Annotated in this window: 16 protein-coding genes; 14 read left to right on the top strand and 2 right to left on the bottom strand. The window is 51.6% G+C overall.

Translation table 11 applies throughout. From position 1 onward, the window contains the following. Nucleotides 1–65 precede the first annotated feature (65 nt). From QZW03_RS12995 to fliR, 7 genes are read left to right on the top strand one after another with little or no spacing between them, the layout of a single operon-like run. Nucleotides 66–641 (top strand): flagellar basal body-associated FliL family protein, encoded by a 576-nt coding sequence (locus QZW03_RS12995; RefSeq protein ID WP_296510433.1) that lies wholly within the window; start codon nt 66–68, stop codon nt 639–641. Nucleotides 642–659: 18 nt separating this feature from the next. Next, nucleotides 660–1,664, top strand: coding sequence for a flagellar motor switch protein FliM (fliM, locus tag QZW03_RS12990; protein ID WP_296510432.1), 1,005 nt, complete (start codon nt 660–662; stop codon nt 1,662–1,664). Continuing rightward, the gene (fliN, locus tag QZW03_RS12985; protein WP_296510431.1) at nt 1,654–2,094 is read left to right on the top strand and encodes a flagellar motor switch protein FliN; all 441 of its coding nucleotides are present in this window, start codon (nt 1,654–1,656) and stop codon (nt 2,092–2,094) included. The genes fliM and fliN overlap by 11 nt, the downstream gene beginning before the upstream one ends. A 14-nt stretch (nt 2,095–2,108) precedes the next feature. After that, nucleotides 2,109–2,414: a flagellar biosynthetic protein FliO gene (locus QZW03_RS12980; protein WP_296510430.1), complete on the top strand. Its 306-nt coding sequence runs from the start codon at nt 2,109–2,111 to the stop codon at nt 2,412–2,414. Nucleotides 2,415–2,433: 19 nt separating this feature from the next. Further along, on the top strand, nt 2,434–3,183 hold the full coding sequence (gene fliP, locus QZW03_RS12975) for a flagellar type III secretion system pore protein FliP (protein WP_296510529.1): 750 nt from the start codon (nt 2,434–2,436) through the stop codon (nt 3,181–3,183). 9 nt (nt 3,184–3,192) lie between these two features. Then, on the top strand, nt 3,193–3,462 hold the full coding sequence (fliQ, locus tag QZW03_RS12970; protein ID WP_296510429.1) for a flagellar biosynthesis protein FliQ: 270 nt from the start codon (nt 3,193–3,195) through the stop codon (nt 3,460–3,462). 12 nt (nt 3,463–3,474) lie between these two features. Further along, entirely contained in the window at nt 3,475–4,242 is a 768-nt protein-coding gene (gene fliR, locus QZW03_RS12965) for a flagellar biosynthetic protein FliR (protein WP_296510428.1), read from the top strand. A 3-nt stretch (nt 4,243–4,245) separates the two neighbouring features. On the opposite strand, the gene QZW03_RS12960 is transcribed toward fliR, so the two are convergent. Next, entirely contained in the window at nt 4,246–4,875 is a 630-nt protein-coding gene (locus tag QZW03_RS12960; RefSeq protein ID WP_296510427.1) for a response regulator transcription factor, read from the bottom strand. Then, nucleotides 4,872–5,969 carry an ATP-binding protein gene (locus QZW03_RS12955; protein ID WP_296510426.1) on the bottom strand — a complete coding sequence of 366 codons (1,098 nt, stop codon included), beginning with the start codon at nt 5,967–5,969 and terminating at the stop codon, nt 4,872–4,874. The genes QZW03_RS12960 and QZW03_RS12955 overlap by 4 nt, the downstream gene beginning before the upstream one ends. 199 nt (nt 5,970–6,168) lie before the next feature. On the opposite strand from QZW03_RS12955, the gene QZW03_RS12950 reads away from it, so the two are divergent. From QZW03_RS12950 to QZW03_RS12920, 7 genes are all read left to right on the top strand, one after another. Continuing rightward, a complete protein-coding gene (locus QZW03_RS12950) occupies nt 6,169–6,612 on the top strand; it encodes a hypothetical protein (protein ID WP_296510425.1) in 444 nt (147 codons plus the stop codon). A gap of 36 nt (nt 6,613–6,648) precedes the next feature. Next, nucleotides 6,649–7,011 (top strand): response regulator, encoded by a 363-nt coding sequence (locus QZW03_RS12945; protein WP_296510424.1) that lies wholly within the window; start codon nt 6,649–6,651, stop codon nt 7,009–7,011. A gap of 42 nt (nt 7,012–7,053) precedes the next feature. Next, nucleotides 7,054–9,204, top strand: a complete 2,151-nt coding sequence (locus tag QZW03_RS12940) for a chemotaxis protein CheW (RefSeq protein ID WP_296510423.1) — start codon at nt 7,054–7,056, stop codon at nt 9,202–9,204. 23 nt (nt 9,205–9,227) lie between these two features. Further along, nucleotides 9,228–9,716: a chemotaxis protein CheW gene (locus QZW03_RS12935; RefSeq protein WP_296510422.1), complete on the top strand. Its 489-nt coding sequence runs from the start codon at nt 9,228–9,230 to the stop codon at nt 9,714–9,716. 52 nt (nt 9,717–9,768) lie between these two features. Further along, a complete protein-coding gene (locus QZW03_RS12930; RefSeq protein WP_296510421.1) occupies nt 9,769–10,605 on the top strand; it encodes a CheR family methyltransferase in 837 nt (278 codons plus the stop codon). A gap of 111 nt (nt 10,606–10,716) precedes the next feature. Beyond that, nucleotides 10,717–11,334 carry a chemoreceptor glutamine deamidase CheD gene (gene cheD / locus QZW03_RS12925; RefSeq protein WP_296510528.1) on the top strand — a complete coding sequence of 206 codons (618 nt, stop codon included), beginning with the start codon at nt 10,717–10,719 and terminating at the stop codon, nt 11,332–11,334. 6 nt (nt 11,335–11,340) lie between these two features. After that, nucleotides 11,341–12,432, top strand: coding sequence for a chemotaxis response regulator protein-glutamate methylesterase (locus QZW03_RS12920; protein WP_296510420.1), 1,092 nt, complete (start codon nt 11,341–11,343; stop codon nt 12,430–12,432). Nucleotides 12,433–12,647: the final 215 nt, after the last annotated feature.

Genomic DNA, 12,647 nt, shown 5'->3' with positions numbered 1-12,647 from the left:
TTCATGCTTAGATGGCGGGTCGGCATTGAATAATCCAACTAACACTACGCTTTAGAGGTATTCACGTGTCAGCAAAACCAGAAGCAGCCGATGCGGCCAAGCCGCCTGCCAAGAGCAAGAAGATGTTGATCATCATTATTGCGGCCGTCCTTGTGTTAGTGCTGGGCGGTGGTGGTGCGTTCTTCTTCATCAGCAAAAAACATGCAGCAGCTGAAGAAGGCGGAGAAGAGGCCGCTCCCCCTCCACCTAAGGCGGCTGCCCATGCTACACCCAAGACTCCGCCGGTGTATTTGCCGATGGATTCCATGGTGGTGAACCTTGCAGACCCCGGTGGAGAGCGGGTCGCGCAAGTTGGAATTACATTGGAAGTTATAGATACCAAGGCCTCAGACACCGTAAAGGCTTACCTGCCCACTATCCGCAGCAGCGTATTGATGCTGATTTCTCAGCGTACCGCGGACGAGCTACTTAAGGCGGAAGGCAAAGACAAGCTGGTGGAAGATATTTTGAAAGCCGCATCCGTTCCTTTTGGTGGTGGCGAGGATGAGGATGAGTCCAGCAGCAAAAAGAAGAAAAAGCGGGTCGTTCAAGTGGAGTACCCCGTGACAGGTGTCTTGTTCTCCAGTTTTATAGTTCAGTAAAGGACGTACGGGCTTGCTATGAGCGAATCGTTTCTTTCCCAGGAAGAGGTTGATGCCCTACTCGAAGGTGTCACTGGCGAGAGCCAGAAGACCGTCGAAGAGGTCGCCGAACATGGAGAGGTCCGCGCGTACAACATTTCGAGCCAGGAGCGTATTGTTCGTGGGCGCATGCCCACGATGGAGATCGTGAATGAACGATTTGCGCGGAATCTCCGAGTAGGACTTTTTAACTTCATCCGTCGGAGCCCGGAAATCTCTGTGGGGCCGGTGGTGGTTCAGCGGTACAGCGCTTTTCTGCGCGAATTGGCGGTTCCGACCAACTTCAATATCGTGGCCATCCGCCCACTGAGGGGGAGCGGGCTGATTGTGTGTGAACCGGCCTTGGTGTTCGGCGTGATCGATACGCTCTACGGTGGAATCGGGAAATTCCAGACCCGTATTGAGGGACGGGATTTTTCTGCGACAGAACAAAGGGTGATCAATCGCTTGGTCGATGTCATCACCACAGAGTACAAAAAGGCGTGGAAGGGGATTTACCCGCTGGAACTTGAGTACCAGCGTTCGGAAATGCAGCCCCAGTTTGCCAATATTGCGACGCCCAGTGAAATCGTGATTTCGACATCGTTTCAGCTGGAGATCGGAGATATCACGGGGGCGATCCACTTTAGCTTTCCGTATTCCACGCTGGAGCCTATTCGCGATGTCTTGTACTCATCCACCCAAGGTGATTCGATTGAAGTCGATCGCCGCTGGGTGAATGTGTTGACCCGTGAAATTCAGGCTGCGGAGGTCACCATCATTGCGGAGCTCGCACGCGCTGACGCGACTGTGGAGCAGTTGCTGGGCATGAAGAAAGGTGACTTTATCGAACTTGACCGTGCATCGCGAATTCAGGCTACTGTAGACGGAGTGCCGATATTTGAGTGCCAATATGGCACTCACAATTCAAAATACGCGTTGCGCATTGAAAAAGCGCTGCGCGGCAATGACCAAAACTGGTTGGGAGAACGTAATGGCATCTGAAGACAAACCCGATGACGCGCAGGGCGCTGCAGACGATGGCATGGCCGATTGGGCGGAGGCCCTGTTAGAACAAAAGGCTAACGATGCTGGAGCGGATTCTGCTTCCGGAGGGCCTCTGTCTGGCGATACGCCGAAGCCGTTCTCTGCGTCTTCTGATGGCCACACCAACGACATCAATATGGTGCTCGATATTCCAGTGCAGTTGTCCGTAGAGTTGGGTCGCACCAGAGTGCCAATTAAGCATATTCTGCAGCTAGGACAAGGCTCTGTCGTGGAATTGGATGCCCTGGCAGGGGAGCCCATGGATGTGTTGGTGAACGGCTATCTGATCGCCCAAGGTGAGGTGGTCGTGGTGAACGATAAGTTCGGTATACGATTGACGGATGTGGTCACTCCGTCGGAGCGACTGAAACGTGTCAGTAGAAACTAGGGCAGGCCTCGCCGGTGTCATCACAACTTTTTCCCGTAGTACTTTTTTTGGTCGGATTGGCTTGTATTCCTTTTTTGATCCGATGGCTCAAATCACGTGTTCCCAGTGCTTCGCGTCTCGATAATTCCCAAAACGTGTTTGTTTCTGCTGTAGCAGTAGGGCCTCACCAAAGGGTTGTGACTGTTGAGGTTGGACCTGCGAACAACAGAGTCTGGCTAACGTTAGGTGTGAGTTCTAGCGGGATACATTGCCTGCACACATCCCCGGCGCCGGCCCAGGCGCACATGTTGCCCAATAGTGATGCGACAAGTGTGAGCTGATATGCGTATTCGTCTTCTCATGCGTCCCCTGCTTCTGAAGGCTGCCGCAGTTCTGGCTGGACTGGTTCTGCCGGGAGTAGTTTTTGCCCAAGCGGCGGGGCAATTGCCTTTGTTGGTAGGCTCCGGTAGCGGTGGTGTGAATTTCTCAGTGCCCATACAGACACTGCTGTTTTTTACTGCGCTGTCTTTTGTTCCCGCAATCCTGTTGATGATGACGGGCTTTACGCGGATCGTGATTGTGCTGTCGCTACTGCGGCAAGCATTGGGAACTCAATCTGCGCCTCCGAACCAAGTGATTATCGGGCTGTCATTGTTTTTGACATTCTTTGTGATGGGGCCGACTTTTGATCGGATTTATGCGGAGGCCTATCAGCCTTACACACAAGGGACTCTGCCTTTTGATCAGGCTATTCAGAAGGCCGAGGCGCCTATCCGTGGCTTCATGGTGAAGCAGACAAGACAGTCAGATTTCTCCTTGTTTGCCAAGTTGGCAAAGCTTCCTGCTGAAACCACGGCTGAGACGGCGCCTATACGGGTTTTGGTTCCTGCTTTTGTTATCAGCGAGCTGAAATCCGCCTTCCAGATCGGTTTCATGATCTTCATTCCGTTTTTGGTTATTGATATCGTGGTGGCGAGCGTGCTGATGTCGCTGGGCATGATGATGCTGTCACCTGTTTTGGTGGCGTTGCCGTTCAAGCTGATGCTATTCGTCTTGGCCGATGGTTGGAACCTGCTGATTGGTTCACTGGCTGCAAGTTTCGTTACCTGAGGAGCTCAAATGAACGCGCAGACGGTGCTTACGCTGGGCCAAGAAGCTCTGTTGATGTTATTGATGGTGTCTGCCCCTGTTTTGGGCACAGCACTCTTGGTGGGGCTTCTGGTCAGCTTGTTTCAGGCGGTTACCCAAATTCATGAGGCAACGCTGGCGTTTGTTCCGAAGTTGCTGGCGGTGATTGCAGTCTTCGCAATTGCAGGCCCGTGGATGCTGACTATGCTGGTGGAATACATACGTCGCATGCTAGAAGCAATACCCGCGTCGGTGGTGTAGCGTGCCGACACCGTGATCTCGATTGATGAAGCCCAGATAGCCCATTGGCTGTCTCCTATATTCTGGCCGTTTATACGAGTTCTGGCCGTTTTTACTTCGGCCCCCGTGCTGTCGTCCCGAGCGTTCCCTTTGCGTGCAAAAATTGCGCTTTCTTTTTTGGTTGCATTGGCAGCCCAGGCAAGCCTGCCCGTCGCGCCCGTCGTTTCATTTAATGATCCCGACGCATTAGCAGTCGTTTTGCAACAGGTCGTCATCGGGCTGTCTATCGGGTTCGCCGTGCGCCTCGTTTTTGCGGCTGTAGAGCTTGCGGGAGAAGTGGTGGGGTTTCAAATGGGGCTCAACTTTGCCGCATTTTTTGATCCATCGATGAACACGCAATCCAGCGCCGTAGCCAGGTTTTTTGCCCAAATGGCGTCGCTGCTTTTTGTGGTGATGAATGGGCACCTCATGGTGCTGATGGCTGTCACACAAAGTTTTGTAGCCTTTCCCGTTTCACCTCATTTTTTGGATGCGTTGGCGTCCATGCAGCTACAAAAACTGGGAAGTGAAATTTTTTCCAGTGCGTTGTGGATTGCTTTGCCGATGGTCGGAATACTCTTGTTTACCAATATGGCCCTTGGCATTATTTCAAGGGTCTCGCCGCAGATGAACATCTTCGCTATAGGTTTTCCCATCACGCTTGTAGTGGGTATCCTGGCGATCGCCATTACCTTGCCTATGTTGGATCAGCCGTTCACCGCGCTTATGGTGCGCGTCATCGGACTATTCGGGGTAGGTTAGGGCTTAGACAAGACCGTTGCGGATGGCATAGACCGTGAGCTCGGCATTGTTGGCGAGGGACAGTTTTTCGAGCAGGCGTGCTCGATACACGCTGACTGTTTTCGGGCTCAGCATGAGATCTTCGGCAATGTCCGAGAGTTTTTTGCCGGACGCAATTTTGATCAAAGTCTGCATTTCACGCTCAGACAACCTTGCATGCAATGTCTCGTTTTGAGGTGTCGCCAGACTTTCAACCAACATTTCTGAGACGGCTGGGGTAATGAATTTTTTCCCAGCATGAATTTGCTGTATTGCCTTTACGAGGTCCGACGGATCTCCTGCCTTGTTGAGGTATCCGGATGCGCCGGCTTTCAGGCACCGAATTGCATATTGATCTTCCGGGTACATGGAGACGATCAGGATTTTGATGTGGGGTAGATCTTCTTTTACCCATGACAGAATCTCAAGGCCGCCGCGACCGGGTAGATTCAAGTCAAGCACCAAGACTGCACATGGGGCCGTCTTGAGCACCTCTTTGAGTTCTTGTTGGCTTGCGGCTTCCCCTGTGATTGAAATGGAACCGGAGTCCACCAGTGTGTCTCTAATCCCCCGACGGATCATTGCATGGTCGTCGCACAGTACAACGTGGATCATGCTGCGGGGCTCTCTTCTTCAGTGGGTGGTTCGAGGCCAAGAGGCACAGTGAGAGAAATGGTAGTTCCGCGACCAAGCGCACTACTGACATCCAGCCACCCGCCCACAGAGTGGGCCCGCTCTTTGAGTCCCTTGAGCCCGAAGCCTTTCCGAATATCGTTCTGACCGGTATCAAACCCTGGCCCAGTGTCCTTAACCTCTACGGTCAGTACGTCTCCTGAATCGGATATTTCGACGTTGACAGACGCACTGGCAGCGTACTTGGTGACATTGGTCAGTGACTCTTGAACCACTCTATAGGCCGTAAGACGAATCGCGTCTGAGATGGTCGAGTTTGAAAGTTCGCAGTTCAATGAGGCGGCCCAGCCAGTGCGTCTGCGGTATCCGTCGAGAAGCCACTGAACGCTTTCGGTAAGGCCTTGGTCCAGAATTGCTGGACGGGTGTTTTGCATGATGCGTTGGGTAGCTGTGAGCGCTTGGTTCAAAATTTCCTCAGCTCCAACGAGGCGCTGTCGGACCAAATCGTCAGTGGTATGCCGTTTGATCCGTCCCAGGTCCAGCTTGAGGGCCGTTAGTGAGCCGCCGATTTCATCATGTATCTCCCTCGATATTTCTGTGCGCTCTTCCTCCACCGACGTTTGCAGATGCTGGGCTAACTCCCGGGTCTTTTGCTCGGATAGTTTGAGTCGAATTTCTGCATCGCTTCGTTCGACTTCGAGTTGATGAACACGAATCGCTCTTCGAATAACGCGACCGATTTCTGAGATCCGATCCTTATGGAGGTAGTCAGAGATGCCGTTTTGAATTGCGCCTACGGCAGCCTCTTCGCCGATGGCGCCTGAAACGATGACACACGGCGCATGCTGGGGATCCTGCCGAATGTGATCCCACGCCTCCAATGCTGTGAAGCCGGGGAGCCTGAAATCCATCAAGACGATGTCGAAGGTTTGCGATTGCAATGCTTCGACGAGCGTCTCTTGCGAATCAACTCGGACATAGTCTGCCAAAAGGCCACTTGCGGACACCGCCCGCTTTAAGAGCAGATGGTCGATTTCAGAATCCTCTAAGTGCAGTGCTTTTACAGGGTTACCCATTGGATCAGAGTCGTGTTTCAGGGCTATCATGCAGACGATTATGTGTGCTTAGTGCAGAATTGAAATTTTTTATTCTGTCAAAGTAATTGATTTTTCCCCAAAATTCGTGATTCCTGCTAACTTATAGGCTGTAATTAACGTAAAGCTCCTAATTCGGGCGTAGGATAGCGAATAAGACAGGCACAGAGGAAGAATGACAATGGAATCATCGTTGACGCCACCTGCTGCTCCAGCTGTACAGCTGCCTGTCATGCTGGTCGCTGAAGTGCAGGACTCTCTGTTGGTGGTTGTGCACGATCTGACCCGTTTGGATGGCTTGCTAGCGCACACCATGGAGAACCTCATGGAGCGCTTCACAACCGCCAGTGCCAATTTGGCTTCGCCTGCTTTGGGCAGCTCCGAGGAGCTTGATCAGGTCCGTAAAGCACTCCACGCCGCGGTGACGGAGCTGCAGTTTCAAGACATGGCGTCTCAATTGATTGTCCATACCTCGAAGATTTTGCAAGGTTGCGCCTATCGGCTGGCCTCTGAGTCGATGGGTAGTGAAGATGGCGAAGCTGTTCCTTTCGTAGAAGAGGTGCCGGAGCGCCCTAATCCCGTGACCCAAGATGAAATGGACGCTGGGTCCATTGAGCTTTTTTAAGACACCAACATTACCGCGTTTTTTTCGGAGCCTCTCATGCCTTTAATTCTTGCTGTTGACGATTCCCCTTCCATGCGAAAGATGGTTTCCTTTACCCTTACAGGTGCAGGTTACCAAGTGGTGGAAGCAGTGGATGGTCAAGATGCCTACGAAAAAGCGCAGGCACAAACATTTGATCTCGTTCTGACCGACCAAAATATGCCGCGTTTAGATGGCTTGGGTTTGACGCGTAAATTGCGCGAGCACCCTAACTTCAAAACGACTCCGATATTGATGCTCACTACAGAGTCGAGTGACCTTATGAAGCAGGCTGGGCGCGCTGCAGGTGCGACCGGTTGGTTGGTAAAGCCGTTTGATCCGGCAAAGCTTCTAGATGTCATCAAAAAGGTAATCCGATAGGGTGGTGGGGACGTCGTTGGTTCTCAAAAACAGGAGTTAGGCATGGCTGAGACGCATCAAGATGGTGGTTCTGGCGGAGACTTTGATCTCAGCCAGTTTTATCAAATCTTCTTTGAAGAGGCTGGCGAAAATCTGGATCAAATGGAGCAGATGCTGCTTAACTTGAATCTGGAAACCGCCGATGACGAGGAGCTCAATGGAATCTTCCGCTGTGCCCACTCTGTAAAGGGCGGTGCCGCTACTTTCGGTTTTGCTGATGTAGCTGAGCTTACCCACCAGATGGAGTCTTTGCTTGACCGCCTCCGGCGACATGAGTTGCAACCTACATCGGTAATGGTGGATGTGTTGCTAGAGTCTGCCGATGCGTCGCGGAGCTTGCTTGCTCGTCACCAAGCAGGAGACGAGGGGGACGCTCTGCCAACCGCTGACCTCGTAAAGCGAATCAGTATCCTTGCTGCTGGCGGCATCTTGTCGTCTCAAAAAGCGGTTGCACCTGCGGTTGTTGCACCCAAGGCAAGTGTTGCACCTCCGGTGGCTTTGGAAGCTTCTGCTAAGCAGGTCGGTGATCGTGAGCTCGTAATCACGATAGGTCCTTTAGAGCGCCCGGAGCAAGCCGACGCTATTCAGGAGCTATTCCGGGATATTCCCGGACTTGGCTCAATCAAGCTTGCGGAGTCATCAAAAGCCAGCCACAAGGTCTTTCACGCTTCTACTGCATCGACTGATGATGATTTGTTGGACTTGTTCGCATTTCACGTTGCGAGGGATAAAGTCCTGATTGAAACGATGTCCGCTCCGCGTGTAGTCGAGGAGGGATTTGGCTTCTTTGATGGTGCAGCGGGGGCGCCGAGTGCGTCATCAGTTGTCGAGCGTGCCGCTCCGACTGAGACCGGCTTCGGCTTTTTTGATGGCTCCCCGGGCGCACCTGGCGCTCCAGCAGAGCATGCGGCTCCTCCCGCGGTGGTGCAGGAATCGATCCAAGCATCTAAGGTGGCACCTAAAGCAAGTCCATCCGCTGCGTCTCAACCTGAGGCCGCCACCATACGGGTGGCTATCAGCAAAGTCGATCAGTTAATCAATTTGGTCGGAGAATTGGTCATTACCCAGGCGATGCTTGCGCAAAACAGCCGAGCACTTGATCCGGCGGTTTACCAGCAATTGCTAACTGGCCTTGCAGATTTGGATCGGAACACCAGGGACCTACAAGAGTCGGTCATGTCGATTCGCATGATCCCGATGTCGATTGTGTTCAGTCGTTTCCCGCGCATGCTGCGTGACTTGGCAGGCAAGCTCGGTAAAAAAGTAGAGTTTGTGACGCAGGGAGAGGCAACTGAGTTGGACAAGGGGCTTGTAGAAAAAATCACGGATCCGCTGACTCATTTGGTTCGCAACAGTTGCGACCACGGAATTGAAATGCCGTCTGAGCGCATAGCCGCAGGGAAGTCTGAGTCAGGGACGATTACCTTGTCTGCTTCCCACCAAGGTGGGTCGATCGTTATTGAAGTGCGGGATGATGGTCGTGGTCTGTCCCGCACCAAGATATTGAGTAAAGCCCGTGAGCGAGGTTTGGATGTTTCGGATCAAATGTCTGATGCCGAGGTATGGCAATTAATCTTTGCCCCTGGATTTTCGACGGCCGCCGTTGTGACTGATGTTTCCGGGCGTGGTGTGGGTATGGATGTTGTAAAGAAAAACATTACCGCACTAAATGGTACTGTAGACATTGATTCTGCTGAAGGCTACGGCATGAAAGTGTCGGTTCGCCTCCCGTTGACTTTGGCGATCATGGATGGGATGTCAGTGGGTGTGGGCGAAGAGGTTTACATTCTGCCGCTTTCTTCGGTGATCGAGTCGTTCCAGGTAAAAGCGGAGGCTGTCAGCACGGTCGGCCAAGGGTCCCAACTTGTCAAGGTCCGTGACGAGTACATGCCTGTCATTGAGCTTGAAAAAGTATTTCAAATTCCAAGATTCGATTTTGAGAAATCGAGTGACATCATGGTCGTTGTGGAGGCTGACGGAAGTCGAGTAGCCCTTTTAGTTGATGAGCTCTTGGGCCAGCAGCAGGTTGTGGTCAAGAACCTAGAGTCCAACTACCGCAAGGTGCCAAATGTGTCTGGGGCCACGATCTTGGGCGATGGCAAAGTCGCATTGATTTTGGACACTGGCGCCTTAGTTCGTCGGTCTCGCCACTAAACGCACGCACACAGGAGATAGCCATGGGAATGATGGAAAAGCTAGGCGACCTCACTACGGGCGGAGCCCGTGAATATCTGACATTTCGCCTTGATCAGGAAGAGTACGGAATTGATATCCTGAAAGTGCAAGAAATTCGCGGCTATGAGCCCCCCACCCGAGTCGCAAATGCTCCATCTTTTATTAAGGGAGTGGTGAATTTACGTGGAACTATCGTTCCTATCGTAGATATGCGTTTGAAATTTAATTGTTCCAAAGCAGACTACAACTCTTTCACGGTTGTGATCGTTCTGAATCTGAGAAGTCGAATAGTGGGCATCGTTGTGGATTCAGTGAGTGACGTGATGGAGTTGCCGCCTGAGAGCTTAAAGGCCGCACCTGACATTGAAAGCGTCATTGACAACTCTGCTGTGCTGGGCTTGGGGTCCGTCGGTGAGCGGATGCTTATCTTGCTTGACATCGAAAAGTTGATGTCGGCCCCTGAGATGGGGTTGGTGTCGATGGAAGATTGAGGCTGATACGAGATTGACCTAGATATCGTTTTTTCTCACCCCGAAAGTATAGATGTCACTCAAAGCTCCAGATGAAATGCAAGGTCGGGAGTTCTTGTGGACCAACGCCGATTTTGATCATGTTCAAAAACTGATTTACCAGCGTGCGGGAATCAGCCTCCATGATGGCAAGCATGCGATGGTCTACAGCCGCCTCTCCAGGCGGTTAAGGGAAACTGGTTACCAGAGCTTTCGTGAGTATTTAAAGTGGCTCGAGTCAACGGACGGTCCCGAATGGCAGGAGTTCGTCAATGCATTGACGACGAACTTGACCTCGTTTTTCCGAGAGGGGCATCACTTCCAAATTCTGGCTGACTATTTACAGTCCATCCAACCTAGTGGACCATGCAAAATTTGGTGCAGTGCGGCATCGACAGGTGAAGAGCCATACTCCATCGTTATCACAGCCTTGGAAGCGCTCGGACCATCGTCTAACTTCTCCTTAGTTGCAAGTGATATCGACTCAAAAGTTCTGCACACCGCATCACAAGGAGTCTATAAATCAGATGCACTGAAGGGCTTGGATCAGGCGCGTCTTCAGCGTTTTTTCATGAGAGGGAAGGCTGCTAATTCTGGGATGGCAAAGGTTAAGGCTGAAGTCCGCTCAAAAGTTGACTTCATTATGGTCAACCTGATTCGCAATGACTGGCCATTCAGAGATCCGTTTGACGTTGTGTTTTGCCGTAACGTCATGATTTACTTCGATGCGACTACCCAAAGACAGGTCTTGGAGCGTATTCATAAGGTGATGAAGCCAGGTGGCCTTCTATTTGTTGGACATGCGGAGAACTTCAGTGATTCGCGTGACCTATTTGCCCTAAAAGGTAAAACTGTTTACGAGCGGGTTTAGTGGTCTTATTTGCCAACCCTATACATGTCTATGAACACTTTTTCCTCCAGTTCTACTGCATCTAAGCCGGGCGGGCTTACGCCGGGGGCTAAGTTATTGGCTAGCGGACGTATGTCGAGAGTCGATCACTTAAAGGCACAGCCGCGCAAACCAGGCGAAGCCTCTTTCTTCTATGCAGATCATCATTTTCAGTATGACGCAGTAAAAGTACTTCCCGGTGAGTACTTTGTATCCAACGAAGAAATTGTCATCATGACAGTCTTAGGTTCTTGTATTGCCGCATGTATTTGGGACGGCAAAGCAAGAGTCGGTGGGATGAATCACTTTATGTTGCCAGACGGTGAAGGCGGTGACGGCTCTGGACGCTATGGTTCGTTCGCAATGGAGCTTTTGATCAACGAGATGCTCAAGTTGGGTGCTCGTCGAGAAACGATGCAGGCAAAGATATTTGGGGGAGGCCAGGTGATGGCTGGCTTCACAACGATGAATGTCGGAGAAAGAAACACCAAATTCGTGATCGACTATCTCGCTACGGAGCGCATCCCTATCGTTTCCCAAGATGTTTTGGACATCCATCCGCGGAAGGTTTGTTTCTTTCCTACCAGCGGCAAAGCGCTTGTCAAGCGCCTTGCTCACTCGCATCCTGAAACATTGGTCGTCGAGGAGCGTAGAGGTAATGCCGCCACGGTCGCGAAATCGAATGCGGGTGGTTCAGTGGACTTGTTTTGATTGGCAATGAAGAAAATTCGCGTATTGGTAGTTGACGATTCCGCCTTGGTGCGTAGTCTCTTGACGGAAATTCTAAATAAGCAAGTAGACATCGAGTGCATCGGTGCTGCGAACGATCCTTTAATTGCTCGGGAGATGATCCGAGAGTTGAATCCTGATGTGATCACGCTAGATATCGAAATGCCCAAGATGGACGGGCTAGAGTTTTTGTCTCGACTGATGCGATTGCGTCCGATGCCTGTCGTAATGATTTCAACGTTGACGGAGCGTGGGGCTGATGTCACGCTTAGAGCGCTGGAGCTAGGTGCTGTAGATTTTGTTGCAAAGCCTCGTATTGGCCTCGTCGAGGGAATCAAAGAGCTATCGGCAAGCATTGTCGAAAAAGTTCGCATCGCTTCCAAGGCGAAGATTCACAGGACGGTTGCTGAAAAAACACCGATCCAGGCAGTCGGCGTGAAGCAGGAAAACATCCGCCCTCGTCAAGGCGGACTTTTGAGCCACGTATCAACAGAGAAGCTGGTGTGTATCGGCGCTTCGACCGGTGGAACAGAGGCAATCAAAGAGGTGCTTGTGCGTATGCCCGCGGATGCACCGGCGATTGTCATTACGCAGCATATGCCACCTGGATTTACTACAAGTTTTGCGGCCCGTCTCAACAGTCTTTGTCAGATCGTGGTTCAAGAGGCGTCTAACGGGCAGCGGATTTTGCCTGGTCATGCGTACATTGCGCCTGGCGGGAAGCAGTTTCGCATCGAGCGTAGCGGTGCCAACTATCAATGTGTTGTAGAGGATGGTGAGCCGGTGAATCGACACAAACCTTCCGTGGAGGTTTTGTTTTTGTCTATTGCCCAAGTAGTGGGGCGCAACGCCGTGGGAATTATGTTGACTGGGATGGGGGGGGATGGTGCCAAGGCAATGAAGGTTATGAAAGATGCCGGCAGCTACAACATCGTTCAAGACGAGGCGTCTTGTATCGTCTTTGGAATGCCGCGGGAGGCTATTCAAGCAGGCGCTGCTGACGAGATCCTTCCTTTAAGCGAAATTGCAGATGCAGTATTTGCCCGATTAAAAGGTTCCGGAGATAGATACCGCATCTAGGCGCTTTCTCGTGTAGAATCCCTCCTCCGCTAAGTCGATTCTTCATCTGGCAGCAAAAAAGCAAAAAAGTTCGCTGATTGCTGAGATGTACTGAAAAGTGTGTCATAATTGAAGGCTTCGCTGATCGCAGCAAGTAAAGAAATCTGAAGAGATCTCTGATCATTAAAAATTTACAGCCGATAAGCGTGGGCGTTTGAAGGTGATTGCCAAGTTCT

Source organism: Rhodoferax sp., from assembly GCF_013297935.1.
Lineage (GTDB): Bacteria > Pseudomonadota > Gammaproteobacteria > Burkholderiales > Burkholderiaceae_C > Allorhodoferax.
This window is presented reverse-complemented; position numbering and strand designations above follow the sequence as displayed.

Excerpts from the sequence above, each read along its gene's own strand:
- QZW03_RS12940 (WP_296510423.1), top strand. The coding sequence starts at position 7,054 with ATGGCTGAGACGCATCAAGATGGTGGTTCTGGCGGAGACTTTGATCTC.
- cheD (WP_296510528.1), top strand. The coding sequence starts at position 10,717 with ATGTCGAGAGTCGATCACTTAAAGGCACAGCCGCGCAAACCAGGCGAA.
- fliN (WP_296510431.1), top strand. The coding sequence starts at position 1,654 with ATGGCATCTGAAGACAAACCCGATGACGCGCAGGGCGCTGCAGACGAT.
- QZW03_RS12935 (WP_296510422.1), top strand. The coding sequence starts at position 9,228 with ATGGGAATGATGGAAAAGCTAGGCGACCTCACTACGGGCGGAGCCCGT.
- QZW03_RS12955 (WP_296510426.1), bottom strand. The coding sequence starts at position 5,969 with ATGGGTAACCCTGTAAAAGCACTGCACTTAGAGGATTCTGAAATCGAC.
- QZW03_RS12930 (WP_296510421.1), top strand. The coding sequence starts at position 9,769 with ATGTCACTCAAAGCTCCAGATGAAATGCAAGGTCGGGAGTTCTTGTGG.
- fliM (WP_296510432.1), top strand. The coding sequence starts at position 660 with ATGAGCGAATCGTTTCTTTCCCAGGAAGAGGTTGATGCCCTACTCGAA.
- fliP (WP_296510529.1), top strand. The coding sequence starts at position 2,434 with ATGCGTCCCCTGCTTCTGAAGGCTGCCGCAGTTCTGGCTGGACTGGTT.
- QZW03_RS12945 (WP_296510424.1), top strand. The coding sequence starts at position 6,649 with ATGCCTTTAATTCTTGCTGTTGACGATTCCCCTTCCATGCGAAAGATG.
- QZW03_RS12960 (WP_296510427.1), bottom strand. The coding sequence starts at position 4,875 with ATGATCCACGTTGTACTGTGCGACGACCATGCAATGATCCGTCGGGGG.
- QZW03_RS12950 (WP_296510425.1), top strand. The coding sequence starts at position 6,169 with ATGGAATCATCGTTGACGCCACCTGCTGCTCCAGCTGTACAGCTGCCT.
- QZW03_RS12920 (WP_296510420.1), top strand. The coding sequence starts at position 11,341 with ATGAAGAAAATTCGCGTATTGGTAGTTGACGATTCCGCCTTGGTGCGT.
- fliQ (WP_296510429.1), top strand. The coding sequence starts at position 3,193 with ATGAACGCGCAGACGGTGCTTACGCTGGGCCAAGAAGCTCTGTTGATG.